This window comes from Butyrivibrio sp. AE3003, assembly GCF_000686065.1.
In the GTDB taxonomy this organism is placed as follows: domain Bacteria; phylum Bacillota; class Clostridia; order Lachnospirales; family Lachnospiraceae; genus Butyrivibrio; species Butyrivibrio hungatei_A.
The window spans coordinates 680,129-698,365 of the sequence record NZ_JMLX01000001.1; the positions used below are offsets into that span (position 1 = coordinate 680,129).

Below are 18,237 nucleotides of genomic sequence, written 5' to 3' on the forward strand. Positions count from 1 at the left end.
TAATTAGAGAGACAGGTTGGAGAATTATGAACACAAAGACACTGATGTACATTCTAAAGAGGATTTTGCTTGCAGTTGTTACAGTATGGGTGGTTATAACAGTTACATTTTTTGTAATGCATGCAGTTCCCGGTGGCCCCTTCGTGGGAGAGAAAGCCGTAACCCCGGCGGTTCAGGCGGCTATGGAAGCTAAGTATGGTTTGGATAAGCCTCTTAGCGAACAGTATTTTACTTATCTTAAGGATATCACAAGATTAGATTTTGGTCCTTCACTTAAGAGCAGAGGTCGTTATGTAACAGACATGATCTTTGATGGAATGAAAACTTCTATCAAGCTTGGTGTTATAGCAGCATTCATTGCACTTGCTTTTGGTGTTGTATTTGGCGCTATAGCAGCTCTTAGAAGAAACAAGATTATCGACAGGATAATCATGGTAATCACAACGGCATTTGTATCAATGCCATCATTCATTATGGGATCTTTGTTACTTGTTGTATTTTCTACCAAGCTTGGATGGTTGCCGGCTAACGGAGCACAGAAGAACGGACTTATTCTTCCTATAATCACGTTGTCGCTTTATCCGATGGCTTATATAACAAGACTTACAAGATCGTCAATGCTTGAAGTTCTTGGTCAGGACTATATCAGAACTGCTAAGGCCAAGGGTGTTTCAGGCGTCAAGATAATCTTTGGACATGCGCTGAAAAATTCGCTTATTCCAGTCATCACATATTTTGGACCTATGCTTGCATACATCGTAACAGGTTCACTTGTAGTAGAGCAGATCTTTGCTGTTCCCGGAATTGGAAGAGCTTTCGTAAACAGCATCACGGGTCGTGATTATCCGCTCGTTATGGGAACAACGATCGTACTTGCTACACTTATCGTAATAATGAACCTTATCGGCGATATTATGTATAAGATTGTCGATCCTCGTATTACATTAGAATGATTGGAGATATTTCAGACATGGATAATAAGATATTAAGCGCACAGGTTAATATGGATGATTTCATTCCTGCAACCGAAGAAGAAAAAGAATATATGGTGCAGATGCGCCCTTCATCAACATTTTTTAAGGATAGTGTTAAGAGACTTCTTAAAAACAAGGTCGCAACTGTTTGTTTCTTTATAATAGTATTAATTACATTGGCAGCAATTTTCGTTCCTATGTTTTGGCCTTATTCATACGATCAGGCTCTCGGAGTTATTCCCGGTAAGCCGGTTGATAACACATTCAACGATCTTGCACCGTTTGAATATGGTAAGGCAGAACTTAAGAGAATTGAAAAAGGAGAGAGCGTTGTTCCTCATATTTTCGGAACAGATGCTCAGGGACGTGACTATTTCATAAGAGTAGTTTACGGAACACGTATTTCTCTTGCTGTTGGATTTTTTGCAAGTATTATCGTTCTTATAATAGGTATGACTATCGGAGCTGTGGCAGGTTATGCCGGCGGCAAAGTCGACCTTATCATCATGAGAATTGTCGATATTATTTATTCACTTCCTGACATGCTGATGGTTATCCTTCTTTCATCGGTACTTAAGGTTGTTCTTGAGGGAGCACTTGATGGAACTGTGTTTTCCAAGATTGGTTCCAACATCATAAGCTTGTTCCTTGTCTTTGGTGTACTTTACTGGGTATCAATGGCAAGACTTATCAGAGGACAGATCTTGTCTCTCAGAGAGCAGGAATATGTACTTGCTTCACAGGCAGCCGGAGCAAAAGGAAAGTGGATTATCTTAAAACATCTCATTCCTAACTGTTTTTCGGTTATAATTATATCAACAGCACTTCAGATTCCCAGTGCGATATTTACAGAGAGTTATCTTTCATTCCTGGGACTTGGCGTAAATGCTCCCATGCCTTCATTGGGATCACTTGCTTCAGATGCGCTTAACGGAATCAATTCATATCCTTACAGATTGGTATTCCCTGCGCTTGTTATTTCACTCATCGTTTTGTCTCTCAATCTTTTCGGTGACGGACTTCGCGATGCGTTCGATCCTAAGCTTGATACTTGATGTGACAAAGTTTTTTACAGTAGACAATATTATGTGGAGATTTTAAAAGATGAGTTTATTAGAAGTTAAAGATCTGCATACCTCATTTTTTACCGACGCCGGAGAGGTTAAGGCAGTTAATGGCGTATCATTTTATTTAGACAGAGGAAAAGTCCTCGGAATAGTAGGAGAGTCAGGTTCCGGAAAATCTGTAACGGCATATTCGATCATGCAGATTCTTGCAGGAGCCGGCAAAATTGTTTCAGGCTCAATAAAGCTTGACGGACAGGAACTTGTTGGTTCAGGTGAGAAAGTCATGAAGACTGTTCGTGGAAATAAGGTTTCAATTATTTTCCAGGATCCCATGACATCACTTAATCCTACATATACAATCGGTCATCAGCTTATGGAGGCAATTCTTCTCCATACTGACAGAAACAGAGAGCAGGCTAAAGAGCGTGCTATCGAGATGCTCAAGCTCGTTAATGTAAACGAACCTGAGAAGAGAATGAATCAGTATCCGTATGAGTTTTTCAGGCGGAATGAGACAGCGTGTTATGATCGCTATGGCACTTGCGTGCGAACCCGACATTCTTATCGCTGACGAGCCTACAACAGCTCTTGATGTAACAATTCAGGCTCAGATCCTTGATCTTATGAAGTCACTTCAGAAAGAGCTCGGAATGGCTATTATCATGATCACACATGACCTTGGTGTTGTTGCACAGATGTGTGATGAAGTTATTGTAATGTATGCAGGATCAATATGTGAGCAGGGTACAGCAGATGAGATATTTTACAATCCCCGCCATGAATATACAAAAGGGTTACTTCGCTCAATTCCTACAGAGGGAAAGGAAGGCAAGAAGTTAGAGCCTATCACAGGTACACCTATCGACCTTCTCAATATGCCTAAAGGATGTCCTTTTGCACCTAGATGTGACGCTGCTATGAAAATCTGTCTTCGTGAGAGAGCAGAACGTATGCAGATCAATGATGATCATGCAGCATGTTGCTGGATGAATGTTAAGAAGCAGATGGAAGGCGGTGAACCACAGTGAGCGAAAATATTAATAATGAAAAAAATCTCGTTGAAATAAAACATTTAAAAGAGTACTTTAATATTAATGTAGGATTTTTTAAATCAAAGTATTTAAAAGCTGTTGATGATGTTTCATTTACAATAAAGAAGGGTGAAACACTCGGACTTGTAGGTGAGTCCGGATGCGGTAAGACTACAGTAGGAAGAACAATATTAAACTTATATAAGCCTACAGCCGGAGAAATCTGGTACGACGGTAAGCTAATTAAGACAAAGAGTGATATCAAGGAATTCAGAAAAAAGGCAACAATGGTATTCCAGGATCCATATTCTTCATTGAATCCCAGAATGACTGTTTCCGATATTATCGGAGAGCCTCTTGATATTCACAAGCTTTATGCTACAAAGGAAGAGAGAAGAGAGCGTATTCTTGAGCTTATGAGCTATGTAGGTCTTAACAGTGAGCATGCTTCAAGATATGCGCATGAGTTCTCAGGCGGACAGAGACAGAGAATTGGTATTGCAAGATCTCTTTCCGTAAACCCTGAGTTTATAGTCTGCGATGAGCCTGTATCAGCTCTGGACGTTTCAATCCAGGCACAGGTTATAAATATGTTTGATGAGCTTCAGGATAAACTTGGACTTACATACTTGTTTATCGCTCATGACCTCTTGGTTGTAAGACATATTAGCGATAGAATAGCGGTTATGTACCTCGGTAAGATGGTTGAGCTTGCAGATGCTGATGAGATTTACTTGCATCCGCTTCATCCATACAGTAAGTCTCTTCTTTCCGCGGTTCCTATTCCGGATCCTAAGATTGCAAGAGCAAACCAGAGAATTGTACTTTCGGGTGATATCCCAAGTCCTCTCAATGCTCCTTCAGGATGTCCTTTCCGTACCAGATGCCCTTATGCAAAAGCAGATTGTGCAGAGAGTATGCCTGAATTTAAGGAAGTTAGCAAAGGTCACTTTGTTGCGTGTCATCATGTAGAAGACGCCAACTAAATGATATATTACATTCATAATTCAGAAGGAGGAAAATTATGAAAAAGAAATTGCTCTCAGTACTTCTTGCTTCCAGCATGTTACTGAGCCTCGCTGCTTGCGGAAAATCATCTGACGCCGCAAATGAAGCAGGATCACAGGCAGCTGCAGATTCAGCAGCGCAGGAAACATCAGCAGCAAAGCCTGCTGAAGAAAAAAATTCAGGTATTATCAATGTTTGTATCGGCTCAGAGCCTCAGTCACTCGATCCGGCAATCAACTCTACAGTTGATGGCGCAACAGTAATCAGCCATCTTTTCTCAGGCCTTGCAAAATGGGGCGCTGATGCTAACGGAAAAGCTGAGCTTCAGCCTGATTGTATAGAAGGATTTACAGAAGGCGTTAAGAACGACGACGGAACTGTTACATACACATACAAGCTTAGAGATGGCCTTAAGTGGTCAGATGGTAAGGATTTGACAGCAGGAGATTTCGTATATTCATGGAACCGTGCTGCAGGAACAGAACTTGCTGCTGACTATTGCTACATGTTCGATGTAATCGTAGGTTACGACGAGATGTGGGCTGACAATGCAAAGGGTGATGAGAAACTTAAAGTTGAAGCACCCGATGATAAGACTATCGTTGTTACACTTAAGAACGATGTTCCTTACTGGAACGAGCTTCTTGCTTTCCCTGCATACATGCCTGTTCGTGAGGACGTTGTATCAAATGAGAGCTGGGCTGCAGAACCAAGCGGATACATCTGCAACGGACCTTACACAATCAGCGATTGGCAGCACAACTCAGTTATCAAGGTAACTAAGAGAGATGATTTTGTTGACGCAGCTGATATAACAATTAATGAGATTAATTTCTATCTTTCTGATGATCAGAACAACATGCTTGCTAACTTTGAGAACGGATCATGGGAGTTCATCGATGATGTTCCTACAAACGAAATCCCTAACCTCAAAGAGAACTATCCCACAGAGTTCAAGGTAGAAGGTCAGCTTGGAACATATTTCATTTGCTGGAATATCAACAAGAATCTCCTTCCTAAGTCAAGCAAGCTTACAGGCGTTGAGAAGATAAGAGCAGAGGAAGAAATCCGTAATGCATTTGCTCTTCTTATCGACAGAAACTACATCGTAAATGACGTAGCAAAGGGTGGACAGGTTCCCGCTTCTTCATTCGTTGCTATGGGTCTTACAGATGCTGACGGATCACAGTTCTATGAGAACGCAGGTCCTGATCCCAGCTATGTTGGATACTATGATGTAAAAGAAGATGCTTATGAAGCAAACTGGGAGAAGGCTCTCACAACACTTAAGAAGTATTACACATTTGATGAAGCTACACAGAAGTTCACAGATGTTCCTACAATCATGTACCTCTACAACACAAGTGAAGGACACAAGGCTATTGCAGAAGCTGTTCAGTCTACACTTGCAGGTATCGGTATTACAATGAACCTCGAGAACCAGGAGTTTGCAACTTGCGTTGAGACTCGTAAAAAGGGTGATTACTATGTAGCACGTCACGGTTGGCTCGGTGATTACAATGATCCTATTTCATTCCTTGATATGTGGACATCAGGATCAGGTAACAACGACGTTCAGTATGGTAAGGGTGCTAACGCTGATGTTAAGGCATACAGCATTGACCTTACAGACCTTGGATATGAGACAAAGGTTGAGAACGGAACATGGGCTGAGACTTATGATGTTGTAATTAAGGATATTAAAGAGTGCACAGATACTAAGACTCGTTATGAGCTTATGCACAGAGCAGAAGATCTCCTTATGTCAACAGGATGCATCTGCCCTATCTACTTCTACACAGATATCTACATGGTAGATGACAGTGTAAGCGGATTCTACTCAAGTCCTCTTGGATTTAAGTTCTTTATGCACGCAAAAGTTAACAAGTAATAGAATACGTGTTATAATATGAAACGCCGCCTCGGTATTCCGGGGCGACGTTTTTTTGAGCAGAGCACTTGACGAGGTATTTTCGAGTCTAGTGCGAGCCATGGGTGAACACTTAATGAGCGATAGCGAATTTAGTGAGAATCCCTTGAGCAGAGCACTTGACGAGGTACTTGCTGAACTCAAAAGTATTATATTCAAGGGAGATTATTATGGAAAACGAAAGACTAAAACCCATGCTGTTTACCGTTATTAAAGGGTATAATGGCAAGCAGTTCTCACAGGACCTGATTTCAGGAATCATTGTTGCGATTATTGCACTTCCGCTCTCAATCGCGCTTGCACTTGCATCGGGTGTGGGACCTGAAGAGGGACTCTATACCGCAATAGTAGCGGGATTTATCATCTCGTTCCTCGGTGGAAGCAGAGTACAGATTGCAGGACCTACTGCAGCTTTTGCTACTATAGTTGCAGGAATTGTTGCAAGTAAGGGAATGGAAGGACTTGCGCTTGCTACGATATTTGCAGGTGTTATCCTTGTTTTAATGGGTGTATTCAAACTCGGATCACTTATCAAATTTATTCCTTATACCATCACTACAGGATTTACGGCAGGTATTGCTGTAACTATTTTTGTCGGCCAGATCAAGGACTTTTTGGGCCTTACTTATCCGGCAGGAACCACAACGGTTGAGACAGTAGAGAAGCTTGAGGCAATCGGAAAAAATATTTCTACGATAAATTTCAGCGCTCTTATTGTCGGTGTAATATGTCTTGTTATCCAGATTGTCTGGCCTAAGATAAATAAGAAGATACCCGGATCGCTCATTGCGGTTATTATCGGTATTCTTATGGTTAAACTCCTTAATATGAATGTTAATACTATCGGCGATCTTTATGAGATAAAGGGACAGCTCCCTGCACTCAGATTTCCGGCTTTCAGTTATAAGACACTTAGAGAAGTTGCAGGAGATGGCTTTACCATCGCGATCCTTGCAGCTATCGAATCTCTTTTGTCCTGTGTTGTTGCAGACAGCATGATTGATTCCAAGCACAGATCAAACATGGAACTTGTTGCACAGGGGGTAGGTAATATCGGTTCTGCTTTATTCGGCGGAATCCCTGCTACAGGTGCTATCGCACGTACCGCTGCAAATATCAAGAACGGTGGAAGAACTCCTATTGCAGGTATGATTCACTCAATATGCCTTGTTCTTGTACTTGTTGTTCTTATGCCTTTTGCGGCACTTATTCCTATGCCGACAATTGCGGCAATTCTGTTCATGGTTGCATATAATATGTGCCAGTGGAGAACTTTCGTACATTTGTGTAAGACAGCGCCCAAGAGCGATATCCTTGTACTTGTAATGACTTTTGTGCTTACGATCGTATTTGACCTTGTTGTTGCTATTGAGATCGGAATGGTGGCAGCGTGTGTTCTTTTCATGAAGAGAATGAGCGAAGAGTCAAGGGTAAAAGGATGGAAATACTACGATCCCGAGGATGATCCGGACGGAACAGGCCTTAGAGATATTCCTAAGCACGTTCGTGTGTATGAGATAAGCGGACCTATGTTCTTCGGTGATGCCGAGCAGATTGCGGCTATCGGATTTAAGGAATTCACAAGAGTTCTTGTTATCCGTATGAGAGGTGTTCCGGCTATCGATGCGACAGCTATGCACTCTTTTGAAGAACTCTACAACAGATGCAAGAAGAACAATGTAACTCTTGTATTCTCACACGTGAACGAGCAGCCTATGAGCACTATGGAAAAGGACGGCTTCGTAGATCTTGTGGGACGCGAGAATTTCAGACCTCACATTGATGATGCACTTGCAAGAGCAGCAGAGCTGTAAAAAATATTATAATCTGTATTGCTAAAGAAGATGTTTGGTTTTTGCTTAGGTATTGATTACGAAAAGCAAGTGCCGAACATCTTTTTTATTGAAAATTTCGGATAGGAGTTATAAGTTTTAGTCTTATTGATTGATATAAAATTGACAATATATAGTGTGCTTTATAATAAAAAAGATAATGCAAACACAAGATGTGGTATAATTATATTGTGATATGGATGCCAAGAGTAATAAAAGAGGCTTTTGGTATGGAAAGATGTATCATAAAAATAAAATAATGGGGAGGGCTCCGTATGAAGAAGATCTACGTACTGGACACCAATGTTTTGATTCAGGCACCACACGCCTTGAAGTGCTTTGAGGATAACGAGGTCGTTCTTCCACTGGTAGTCTTAGAAGAACTTGACGCCCACAAGCGTGACGAGGGCGAGAGAGGAGCTAATGTACGAGAGGCAATCAAGATCCTCGAGCAAATTCGGGGTAAAGGCGATCTTGTTGCAGGGGTTAAGCTCGATAACGGTGGAGTTCTGAGAGTTGAAAAGAACTTCAAGGATGTGGAGCTTCCCAAGGATCTGTCGGAGCACAAATCCGACAACCGAATTCTGAAAGTATGTAAGGGGCTTTCGGAAAGTAGGAAAGAGCAGGTAATTCTTGTAACCAAGGACATTCTCATGAGGATAAAGGCTCAGATACTCGATATGAGGTCGGAGGACTTTACAACTGAGCAGGTTGCGGGAGGCGGTGAGCAGTACAGCGGACGAGTAGATGTGTACGCTCCAGAGGATGCTTTTAAAGAGTTTAAGAAAAAGGGCATTCCGGTCGATAAGGTTTATTGCTGCGATGCAGACGGAAAGCAGTTTACACCGGAGCTCTATGAGAATGAGTTTGTTGTTGTAAGGGCGGATCAGTCCAATAACAAAACTCAGATGGGCAGAGTCTCAAAGGGCTTTATTAAAAAGCTTGATTATGAAAAGAGTCAACCCTACGGCGTTAAGCCAAGAAATGCAGGTCAGTATTTCCTTCAGGAGGCGCTTATGCAGCCTGCTGAGATCGCACCGCTTGTTATTGTCAAAGGAATGGCGGGAACTGCCAAGACGTTCTATTCACTTGCAGTCGGGCTCGAGAAGATGCTCAACAGACCAACTGGCGAGTACAGAAGAATCCTTGTGTGCAGACCAAATTCGCAGTTTGACGATGATATAGGTTTTTTGCCCGGAGACGAGCAGGAGAAGATTTCACCCCTTATGCGTCCCATAATCGACAATCTGGAGCAGCTTATCGATTCCAACGAGGAAGAACGCTATAAGGATGAAAAAGAACTGACTGACAAAACGGACGAAGTCTTTGAACGAGGCATCATTCAGTGTGAGGCTTTGAATTTCATAAGAGGAAGATCGATTCTGAAAACATATCTTATAATAGACGAAGCCCAGAATATGACGCCTACGCAGGCCAAAGGTATCATCACGAGAGCTGGTAAGGACACCAAGATTATTCTTCTCGGCGATCCGAATCAGATAGACAGACCGTTCCTCGATGAGCGGACAAATGGTTTATCTTACGCAAGTGAACATATGAAAGGAAGCCCTTTTTGCTGGCAGATTTCTTTGTCTGCTTCAGAGTGTGAACGTAGCCGCCTTGCAATGGATGCCATTGAGCGTATGCGTGACAAGAAAGATTTCTGATGTTTCTATTTATTAAAAAACTTCATAATGATTATTCAGTGCGGGTGATTTTGACACCCGCACTTTTTTTTAATAGAATACCCACTATGGGTAAAGAATACAGAGAAATCGAATATACAGTGACAGAAGCAGACGGAAGGCTGACTGCGGGCGAGATTATGAGAGAGCGTCTCATGCTCTCAAGCAGGGAGGTCAGCAGGTGCAAACAATTTGATGACGGTGTTATGTGCAAGGGAATGCCGATTAGAATTATCTCAGAGCTTATGCCGGGTGACGTACTTACAGTAAGGTTGTATGAAGATATAGAGAATAGCTCTGAAATTGTGCCGAGTGACGAGCCAGTAGATGTTGTTTATGAGGATGAAGATCTTATCTTATTAAATAAAAAAGGAGATCAGGTTGTGCATCCTTCGTATGCTCATTACAAGGATTCACTCAGCAATGCGCTTGCCGGATACTATGTAAGAACGGGGCAGGAGCATGTTATGCGTGTGATAGGAAGGCTCGACAGGGAAACGTCGGGACTTATTATTTTTGCAAAGAACAGGCACAGTGCGTCGATTCTTTCGCGTAAGAATGAGAATATGTCACGCAGAAAAGAGTACTTAGCTCTGTGCAACGGAATCTTTGATGAAAAAGAAGGAACGGTAGATGCTCCGATTGAGAGAATCCCCGGCCAAAGGATGATAAGAGAAGTCCGAGATGACGGTAAGAGAGCGATAACTCATTATAAGGTTGAAAAAGAGTTTAATGATTTTTCATTGGTACGCCTTAAGCTCGATACCGGAAGAACGCACCAGATAAGAGTCCATATGTCATACCTCGGGCACCCGCTTCTTGGAGATAATCTTTACGGAAAAGAGATTGAAGATAACAAAGGACTTACAAGGGCGGCATTACACGCTTGCCACCTTGAGTTTGAGCAGCCTATAACGGGAGAAAAGCTTTCTTTCGAAGCGGAACTTCCCGAAGATATGAAAACGGCGATGAGAATATAAAGATAAAAGCAGATTTATACATATAACAAATTGTATAAATCTGCTTTTATATTGAATATCAAACGCGTCCCTTCTTTATAGTATCTTTTCCGAATTTAAGATTGATCTCATCAGCCATCTTATTTAGTCTCTTGGTTCGTTCATCGTTCTTATTATTGCTGTTGTTACTATTAAATGAAACATCAAACAGTGAGAGCTGTCTGTAGGAACCGTCGTCGAGCTTACTAACACCGACGCCTACAAGCCTTACGTTTTCGCCTTTCATAAACAGTCCGTCAGTTCCGAGCATCATCTTATCTGCAAGCTCTTTGGAATAAACAAAGAGTTTATCTGCATCGTCAATCGAATTTTCAAGCTGCATCTGACAGGAGTGACGCCTAAAATCTGTTGTCTTAACCGATACGGTAACGGTGCGGCCAAAAACACCATCGCGCCTTAGCCTTCGTGATACGCTCTCGGATAAATGTTTCAGAACGGGAATAATATCTTTATCATAGTTATCTGCCGTAAGGTCCGATGAAAGAGTAGTTTCATTGGAATAACTCTTAGCCTCTTCGTATTCTCCCGATACTTCGGTGCTTCCGTAACCGTTTGCGCTGTAATAGATATAGCTTCCGATATTTTCTCCAAGTATATGAGTTAACATAACAGGATCGGAGTTTGCGGCATCTCCGATTGTTCGGATTCCGATGTTCATGAGTCTGTCGGCGGTCGCTTTGCCGCATCCGTATAAGTCGCCTATGGGAAGCGGCCACATTTTCTTTTCTACCTCGTCGGGGAAAAGAGTGTGAATCCTGTCGGGCTTGGTAAAGTCACTTGCCATCTTTGCAAGGAGTTTATTACTCGAAATCCCGACATTGACGGTAAAGCCCAGAGTGTCTCGTATCTCGTTCTTTATCTTATCGGCAACACAGATGGGAAAGGGCTTATCTGGTGAGAAAAGATCTGCGTAGACAGATTCCGTTCCCGTCATATCAAGATACGCTTCATCGACGGATACCTGCTGAACACACGGAGAATACTTGTTTAATATATCGATGAAAGCGTGAGAGTATTCTCTGTAAGTCGCAAAGTCAGATTGAACAAGGACGAGTTTAGGACATTTCTGGAGCGCCTTAATGACGGGCTCACCTGTGACAATCCCGTATTTCTTTGCAGGGATTGACTTGGCGGTGATAATCCCGTGGCGGGTCTTGACGTCGCCTCCCACAGCAGAAGGAATAGTCCTTAGATCGATGCTCCCCGGCTCCTCGCGGAGCTTTTTTAGTGCTGACCATGAGAGAAATGCTGAGTTTACATCGATGTGAAATATATAATTGTCATAATTGTACGAAATATTGTTCAAACATGCCCTCTTAAACGATAAAGTGTAGATAAAAACGGATTTTTTTATTACATTAACACTATACAACGAACATACATTCGAATCAACAGGGTAAAATGTGAATTTTATAAATCCAGTAGGAGTGCGCGTTTGAAGAATTGTATCGAAATTTAGGTAAAAAAATTTCATCGGACAACTTATTTAAGTGAAATAATAGATATTTTTAACCCAAAAAATGTGATTAACTATATTGAACGATAAAAAGAATTGCTTTAAAGTATATTTAAGGTTATGAGAGGGTTATGTTGTACCTAATATTTATGCTTATGCAGGAGAGATGGATATGAGAAATTTAAAAAAACTTTTCGCTGTAATGTTTTCATGTGTACTTGCTTTTACTTTTGTAGCTTGCGGTTCTACCAAAGAGGGGGCACTTGATGGTGGTGCTGCAGCAAGAGGAGCAGACGAGGGCGTCGGAGAAGTCTACATCGATGATGGTGCAATTGCTCTTGCGGGATCAGCTGCATCAAGCCAGGCAGCTATTGATGCTTGCGCAGGTGTATTCAACCTCATGAATCAGCAGAGAGCAGCTCAGGGACTTTCAGCACTCGTATGGAGCGATGCTCTTACATCAGCAGCTCAGGTTAGAGCTAATGAGATCACAACTTCATTTTCACACACAAGACCTAACGGATCTGATTTCTGGACAGTAGATAGCAATGTTCAGTACGGAGAGAATCTTGCTAAATTGTATCAGTCAGCTGATGCGGTTTACACAGCATGGATGAACTCACCTACACACGCTGCCAACATTCTTGATGGCGGATACAAGACTGTAGGTATTGCAGTATTCCAGGCAGCAGACGGAAACTGGTACTGGGCACAGGAATTCGGATATTGATAAATTGATAATATAAACAAATACAACAGACAAACCCCATGAAGTAGAAGCCTTGAGAAACAGATGATTTCTCAAGGCTCTTTTCATCTGAATTAATAAGATTATTTCATCGAAATATTATTTTCATTTGAATCTAAAAAAGAGCCGCAAGCGACTCTTTTTTTAATAGAAAAATCAGTGAATTCTTAGTTCTTGGAAGCATCACCTTCCGTATACTTCTCGTCGCAGTATTTGCAACGGTAAACCTCGTTCTTTTCGTCAGCGAGATAGAAGACCTGAGGAAGTCCCTGCTCGATAGATGAAATACATCTGGGATTGTGGCAGCGGATAACGTTTGTGATCTCCTTGGGAAGTACGAGAGCGCGCTTTTCGATGATCTCGCCGGACTTGATAACATTAACAGTGATATTGTGATCGATATATGCAAGGATATCGAGGTTGAGAGTATCGATGTCGCATTCAACCTTTAAGATATCTTTTTTGCCCATAACCTTACTCTTGGCATTCTTTATTATGGCAACCGTAGAATCGAGCTTATTGAGTCCCAAATGGTTATAAATCTGCATGCCTTTTCCGGCCTGGATATGATCAAGTACAAAACCTTCTTCAATTTTTCCGATATTTAACATGTATGACCTCTTTCTGTTTATTAGATTTTTTTAAGCAATCCTTCATTCATGTGCGCGTCTGTCATATTAAGAAGCGTAAGGATAAGCGCCATTCTTACATACAGACCGTATTGAACCTGTTTGAAATATGCAGCTCTGGGATCTTTGTCAATCTCGACCGCAATTTCGTTTACTCTCGGAAGAGGATGGAGAATGTGCATTTTTTCTTTTGCAAGAGTCATCTTGGCTTCATCGAGAATGTAGAAATTACGAAGTCTGATATAATCTTCCTCGTTGAAGAAACGTTCTTTCTGGACACGTGTCATGTAGAGGAAATCAAGCTTTGGCATAACTTCTTCAAGCTTTATTACTTCTTCATATTTGATGCCCTTGTTGTTGAGCATTTCTGTTATGTAATCGGGAACACGAAGTTCCTTGGGAGAAACAAAGATGAAATTAATTCCTTCATATCTTGTCAGAGCATTTATCAAAGAGTGGACTGTTCGACCAAATTTAAGGTCGCCGCAAAGACCGATAGTGAAATCGCCTAATTTACCATGTAAAGATCTGATTGTAAGAAGATCGGTAAGTGTCTGTGTGGGATGCTGATGGCCGCCGTCACCGGCGTTTATAACAGGTATCTCGGAGTTGGCAGCTGCTACCATCGGAGCACCTTCCTTGGGATGACGCATGGCGCATATGTCTGCGAAACAAGAGATAACACGAATTGTATCGGCAACGCTTTCGCCCTTGGCTGCCGAAGAGTTACTTGCATCTGCAAAACCGAGGCACTTGCCTCCGAGTCTTAACATAGCTGTTTCAAAACTAAGTCTTGTTCTTGTACTTGGTTCATAGAAGCATGTAGCCAGAAGCTTTCCGTCGCACTTGTGAGAGTAGGCTTCCATATTTTTCTCAATGTCGTTAGCTACATCGAAAAGGTCCTCCAATTCAGATACACTGAAGTCGAGGGGGTTCATCATGTGTCGCATATTATTCATACCGTCTCCTCAATAAAATACAAAAAGATTACTAAAAAATATTTCAAACGGATCAATAAGCACTTACAAAAATAGAAGCAGGTGACGATCCGCTCAATGGCATATGATACATCACATCATCCAATCCGTAAACCTTAAAATAAACATATTTGGATGACAGATTTATACTATTCACAATTCCGTCATATAAGACTACTGTGTCCGATCCGTCAAGGTTGCATCTCCTAAGAGACGGAGCGTTCGGATCGGAAAATGCGTAGTAAATATAGTTGTCGTTCATGGCAAAACAGTCGATTCTGTCGCTTACAACAGGCTGTGAATTTCCGCTTGCAAGATTGGCGCGCCACAAGCTGTAATTGTCGTCGCCGTTCATGTAGTATATATAATCTCCCTGAACAACAGGATAGAAGTAATTTCCTTCGATAATGGTGGATATCGCATCACCTGCCGTTGTCTGCAGGGTGTGAATGTTGTGATCCTCGGTAACACCTGTAAAGTAGATGGTGCCGTTGTTGTAGCAGACGGGAGATATCTTTTCATTGGCGACGGTAGAGCGGTTTTTCTGATCGACTCTTATCTTTTCAAGAGTTCCTCCGTTGTTTTTCTTAACCTGGAAATACAGATATTCTCCGCATAACTGAACTTCTCCGCAGAGATCTCTTAAAAGACATACCTGATTTCTTCCGTTAGTCTTGCACCTGTAGATACCGTACTGATTGGTGACTGATCCAAGACCTGAAAGATTGCCGGATTTTTTGGTCGAATCCATATAGAAATACAGAAGACCGTTTGCACCGTTTATATATTTGACTCCCATGCTGGTGAGTCTTTTCTGATTAGTTTCGTTGGGATCCATGGAATAAAGACAATCGCTGTCAGCGGGATTGGAAAAAAAGACCTTGCCGTCCATTTCAAAGACAAGACCGGAATTATGAAGATTGCCCGCCAGGTTGCCATGATCGGATGGGAACATAGCTATCTGCTGATCCTTGATATGGACTGCAACAACAAATGCTATGATAAGAGTAATGATAGCGAAAGTAACCGCAGTTCGTTTTGTCATTTGTCCACCTCTTTTTATGTTTCCGTTATAATTATTATAGGCGTGTTATTTCTTGCTATCAAGAAGCATTTGTTCTAAAATTCTATTAGATTTAACACTTGGAGGAATACGCAAATATATGGATCTGAAAGATTTACGAAGCGAGATTGATGTTATAGACAAGCAGATTGTCGAACTTTATGAAAAGAGAATGGAAGTTGCGTCACAGGTCGCTGATTATAAAATATCTGTAGGAAAAAAAGTTTTTGACAAGCAAAGAGAAGATGAGAAGCTTAAGGCGGTTAAGGCGCTTGCACATTCTGATTTTAACAGAATTGGCGTTGAGGAGCTCTTTTCCCAGCTAATGTCTATGAGTAGAAAACTTCAGTATCAGAAACTTTCAGAGAAAGGAGCTTCGGGGAATCTTCCTTTTATACAGAAAGACAGCATAGATAAAAAGAACTCCAGAGTTTGCTATCAGGGAGCTGCAGGCTCTTATTCGGAAGAAGCAATGAAGAAGTTCTTTGGAAAAGACGTAAACAGCACGGCGGTTGAGACATTCAGGGATGCAATGGCTCTTTTGGAGGAAGGAAGCGTTGACTATGCGGTTCTTCCGATTGAAAATTCGACAGCCGGAATCGTGAGCGAGATATACGATCTTCTTGCGGAGTATGAGCACTACATTGTAGGAGAGCAGATAATAGAGATAAAGCATTGTCTTTTGGGCGTGCCCGGAGCGAAGCTTGAAGATATCAAGACGGTCTATGCTCATCCTCAGGCTCTTATGCAGAGCGCAAAGTTCTTATCGGACAACAGCGGTATTCAGCAGATCGGTATGAAGAACAATGCCTTTGCGGCTAAGAAAGTTGCCGATGAAAAAGATAGATCACAGGCAGCAATCGCAGGTGCCGGAGCGGCAGAGGTTTACGGACTTGAAGTGATCAAAGAGGGTATAAATCAGGCTGATTCAAATTCAACCAGATTTATTATAGTTACAAACCAGAAAGTATTTTTGAAGGATGCGAAAAAGATAAGCATATGCATGGAAATTCCACACGAGGCAGGCTCTCTTTATCACATAATGTCACATTTTATATACAACAATCTCAATATGACCAAGATAGAGTCAAGACCTATCGAGGACAGAAATTGGGAATACAGATTCTTTATAGATTTCGACGGGAATCTTGGAGACAGTGCAGTTAAGAATGCTCTTCGCGGACTTCGCGAGGAAGCAAAAATGCTTAGAATACTCGGTAATTACTGATTTTATACTAAATTAAACTATGAGGGGTTTAACTTATGACGGGTGAAGTATTTGCTGCAATTGATGTCGGTTCATATGAAATATCGCTGAAGATCTTTGAGCTTTCCATGAAAAAGGGCGTAAGGGAGCTTGATCACGTGCGCCACCGCATGGATATCGGAAGTGAGACTTATGCAACGGGAAGGATATCGAGTTATCACGTAGATGAGATGATTCGAATCCTCTCCGAGTATAAGAAGATAATGAAGGAGTACGGAGTAACTCATTATCAGGCTTACGGAACGAGTGCGATCAGAGAGACCAAGGATATAGCGATAGTCCGCGATCTTATAGAGAACAGGACCGGCATACACATTGATGTTCTCAGTAATTCGGAACAGCGTTTTATTGACTATAAGTCTATCGCTCTTAAATACGATCAATTTGAAGAGATAATCTCAAAACCTACCGCGATTGCGGATATCGGAGGCGGAAGTATACAGATATCTCTTTTTGAAAAAGATACACTTGTTGTTACGCAGAATCTAATGACAGGTGTTCTTCGTCTTCATACCACCATGGAACAGGTACATGCATCGAGACTTAAGTACGCGGAGCTTGTAACGGAGCTTATCAATTCAAGGCTTTCGGTCTTTAGTAAGATGCATCTTAAGGACAAAAAAGTCGAGAATCTTATCATCATTGATGACTACGTTTCTCCCGTGCTTCAGAAGATGGGGCTTGGCACTGAGAGAGAGGGCTATGCTTCAGCGGAAGAGTTTCGTAAGCTCTTTAAAAAGGCTTATAAAAAGAGTGACCTTGAAGTTGCCAAAAAGCTTAATATTCCGGAGGAGAATGTGCCTCTTTTCCATGTGGCGGGAGTTCTTGTTAAGTGTATTCTTGACGTCACAAAGGCGGAAAACCTATGGGCGCCCGGAATTACTCTGTGCGACGGAATAGCTTACGAATATGCGGAAAATAAGAATTATATAAAATCGCCTCATGACTTTGAGCAGGATATCATCGCATGCGCCCAGAATATTTCAAAGAGATACATGGGTAGCAGATCAAGAAGAGAGACGCTACAGAAGATTGCGCTGACTATCTTTGACAGTACCAAGGAACTTCACGGTCTTGGTGAGAGGGAGAAGCTTCTTTTGCAGATTGCGACAATTCTTCATGACTGCGGCAAGTATATAAGTCTTGTTTATCTGGGAGATTGTTCGTACAACATAATAATGTCGACTGAGATTATCGGTCTTTCCCATGTAGAGAGAGCCATCGTTGCCAATGTGGTCAGATTTAATCACGAGAGTTTTGAATATTACAATAATAAGAGCAAGTTCTTTGACGGACTTTCGAGAGAGGACTACTTAAGGATTGCCAAGCTCACAGCGATAATAAGAGTAGCCAACGGCCTTGACAGGACGCATAAGCAGAAGTTTAAGGACGTAACCGTCGAGCTCAAGGAGAGGGAACTTGTAATAAACGTTGATACGGCGGCTGATATAACGCTTGAAAAAGGTCTTTTTACAAACAGAGCGGAATTTTTTGAAGAAGTTTTCGGAGTAAAGCCTGTAATAAGGCAGAAGAAGATGCTGTGAAAGATAT

The 18,237-nt window shown here is 41.8% G+C and carries 14 protein-coding genes and 1 pseudogene; 11 read left to right on the plus strand and 4 right to left on the minus strand.

Annotated features, from left to right (window positions below; translation table 11 throughout):
• Positions 1–26 precede the first annotated feature (26 nt).
• The 8 genes and pseudogenes from CD00_RS0103325 to CD00_RS0103360 all read left to right on the plus strand — a co-directional run bounded on the left by CD00_RS0103325 (position 27) and on the right by CD00_RS0103360 (position 10,507).
• Entirely contained in the window at positions 27–953 is a 927-nt protein-coding gene (locus tag CD00_RS0103325) for an ABC transporter permease (RefSeq protein ID WP_026654626.1), read from the plus strand.
• A 17-nt stretch (positions 954–970) separates the two neighbouring features.
• Complete coding sequence (locus CD00_RS0103330) at positions 971–2,029, plus strand: ABC transporter permease (protein WP_026654627.1); 1,059 nt, start codon at positions 971–973, stop codon at positions 2,027–2,029.
• A gap of 49 nt (positions 2,030–2,078) precedes the next feature.
• Positions 2,079–3,069: pseudogene (locus CD00_RS21330) on the plus strand (ABC transporter ATP-binding protein).
• Entirely contained in the window at positions 3,066–4,058 is a 993-nt protein-coding gene (locus tag CD00_RS0103340) for an ABC transporter ATP-binding protein (protein ID WP_026654629.1), read from the plus strand. Before CD00_RS21330 ends, CD00_RS0103340 begins: the two are co-directional and overlap by 4 nt.
• A 38-nt stretch (positions 4,059–4,096) precedes the next feature.
• Complete coding sequence (locus tag CD00_RS0103345) at positions 4,097–5,971, plus strand: peptide ABC transporter substrate-binding protein (RefSeq protein ID WP_026654630.1); 1,875 nt, start codon at positions 4,097–4,099, stop codon at positions 5,969–5,971.
• 209 nt (positions 5,972–6,180) lie between these two features.
• Positions 6,181–7,824 (plus strand): SulP family inorganic anion transporter, encoded by a 1,644-nt coding sequence (locus CD00_RS0103350; protein WP_026654631.1) that lies wholly within the window; start codon positions 6,181–6,183, stop codon positions 7,822–7,824.
• Between the two features lie 293 nt (positions 7,825–8,117).
• Positions 8,118–9,509 carry a PhoH family protein gene (locus CD00_RS0103355; protein ID WP_026654632.1) on the plus strand — a complete coding sequence of 464 codons (1,392 nt, stop codon included), beginning with the start codon at positions 8,118–8,120 and terminating at the stop codon, positions 9,507–9,509.
• 86 nt (positions 9,510–9,595) lie between these two features.
• Positions 9,596–10,507 (plus strand): RluA family pseudouridine synthase, encoded by a 912-nt coding sequence (locus tag CD00_RS0103360; RefSeq protein ID WP_034462278.1) that lies wholly within the window; start codon positions 9,596–9,598, stop codon positions 10,505–10,507.
• 58 nt (positions 10,508–10,565) lie between these two features.
• On the opposite strand, the gene CD00_RS17075 is transcribed toward CD00_RS0103360, so the two are convergent.
• Entirely contained in the window at positions 10,566–11,852 is a 1,287-nt protein-coding gene (locus CD00_RS17075; RefSeq protein WP_185750382.1) for a DNA polymerase Y family protein, read from the minus strand.
• 322 nt (positions 11,853–12,174) lie between these two features.
• On the opposite strand from CD00_RS17075, the gene CD00_RS17080 reads away from it, so the two are divergent.
• Positions 12,175–12,732, plus strand: a complete 558-nt coding sequence (locus tag CD00_RS17080; protein WP_051199071.1) for a CAP domain-containing protein — start codon at positions 12,175–12,177, stop codon at positions 12,730–12,732.
• 185 nt (positions 12,733–12,917) lie between these two features.
• Here the strand turns inward: CD00_RS17080 and CD00_RS0103375 are convergent, their stop codons facing one another.
• The 3 genes from CD00_RS0103375 to CD00_RS0103385 form a co-directional block, all read right to left on the minus strand.
• A complete protein-coding gene (locus CD00_RS0103375) occupies positions 12,918–13,361 on the minus strand; it encodes an aspartate carbamoyltransferase regulatory subunit (RefSeq protein WP_026654634.1) in 444 nt (147 codons plus the stop codon).
• 20 nt (positions 13,362–13,381) lie between these two features.
• On the minus strand, positions 13,382–14,329 hold the full coding sequence (gene pyrB, locus CD00_RS0103380; RefSeq protein WP_034462283.1) for an aspartate carbamoyltransferase: 948 nt from the start codon (positions 14,327–14,329) through the stop codon (positions 13,382–13,384).
• Between the two features lie 61 nt (positions 14,330–14,390).
• Positions 14,391–15,401, minus strand: coding sequence for a DUF5050 domain-containing protein (locus CD00_RS0103385; protein ID WP_026654637.1), 1,011 nt, complete (start codon positions 15,399–15,401; stop codon positions 14,391–14,393).
• A 118-nt stretch (positions 15,402–15,519) separates the two neighbouring features.
• Here CD00_RS0103385 and pheA point away from each other — a divergent pair, with 118 nt between their 5' ends.
• A complete protein-coding gene (gene pheA / locus CD00_RS0103390; protein WP_026654638.1) occupies positions 15,520–16,647 on the plus strand; it encodes a prephenate dehydratase in 1,128 nt (375 codons plus the stop codon).
• A 35-nt stretch (positions 16,648–16,682) separates the two neighbouring features.
• Positions 16,683–18,230 carry a Ppx/GppA phosphatase family protein gene (locus CD00_RS0103395; RefSeq protein WP_026654639.1) on the plus strand — a complete coding sequence of 516 codons (1,548 nt, stop codon included), beginning with the start codon at positions 16,683–16,685 and terminating at the stop codon, positions 18,228–18,230.
• Positions 18,231–18,237 lie beyond the last annotated feature (7 nt).

Excerpts from the sequence above, each read along its gene's own strand:
- CD00_RS0103325 (WP_026654626.1), top strand. The coding sequence starts at position 27 with ATGAACACAAAGACACTGATGTACATTCTAAAGAGGATTTTGCTTGCA.
- CD00_RS0103350 (WP_026654631.1), top strand. The coding sequence starts at position 6,181 with ATGGAAAACGAAAGACTAAAACCCATGCTGTTTACCGTTATTAAAGGG.
- pheA (WP_026654638.1), top strand. The coding sequence starts at position 15,520 with ATGGATCTGAAAGATTTACGAAGCGAGATTGATGTTATAGACAAGCAG.
- pyrB (WP_034462283.1), bottom strand. The coding sequence starts at position 14,329 with ATGCGACACATGATGAACCCCCTCGACTTCAGTGTATCTGAATTGGAG.
- CD00_RS0103395 (WP_026654639.1), top strand. The coding sequence starts at position 16,683 with ATGACGGGTGAAGTATTTGCTGCAATTGATGTCGGTTCATATGAAATA.
- CD00_RS0103330 (WP_026654627.1), top strand. The coding sequence starts at position 971 with ATGGATAATAAGATATTAAGCGCACAGGTTAATATGGATGATTTCATT.
- CD00_RS0103360 (WP_034462278.1), top strand. The coding sequence starts at position 9,596 with ATGGGTAAAGAATACAGAGAAATCGAATATACAGTGACAGAAGCAGAC.
- CD00_RS17080 (WP_051199071.1), top strand. The coding sequence starts at position 12,175 with ATGAGAAATTTAAAAAAACTTTTCGCTGTAATGTTTTCATGTGTACTT.
- CD00_RS0103375 (WP_026654634.1), bottom strand. The coding sequence starts at position 13,361 with ATGTTAAATATCGGAAAAATTGAAGAAGGTTTTGTACTTGATCATATC.
- CD00_RS0103345 (WP_026654630.1), top strand. The coding sequence starts at position 4,097 with ATGAAAAAGAAATTGCTCTCAGTACTTCTTGCTTCCAGCATGTTACTG.
- CD00_RS0103385 (WP_026654637.1), bottom strand. The coding sequence starts at position 15,401 with ATGACAAAACGAACTGCGGTTACTTTCGCTATCATTACTCTTATCATA.
- CD00_RS0103355 (WP_026654632.1), top strand. The coding sequence starts at position 8,118 with ATGAAGAAGATCTACGTACTGGACACCAATGTTTTGATTCAGGCACCA.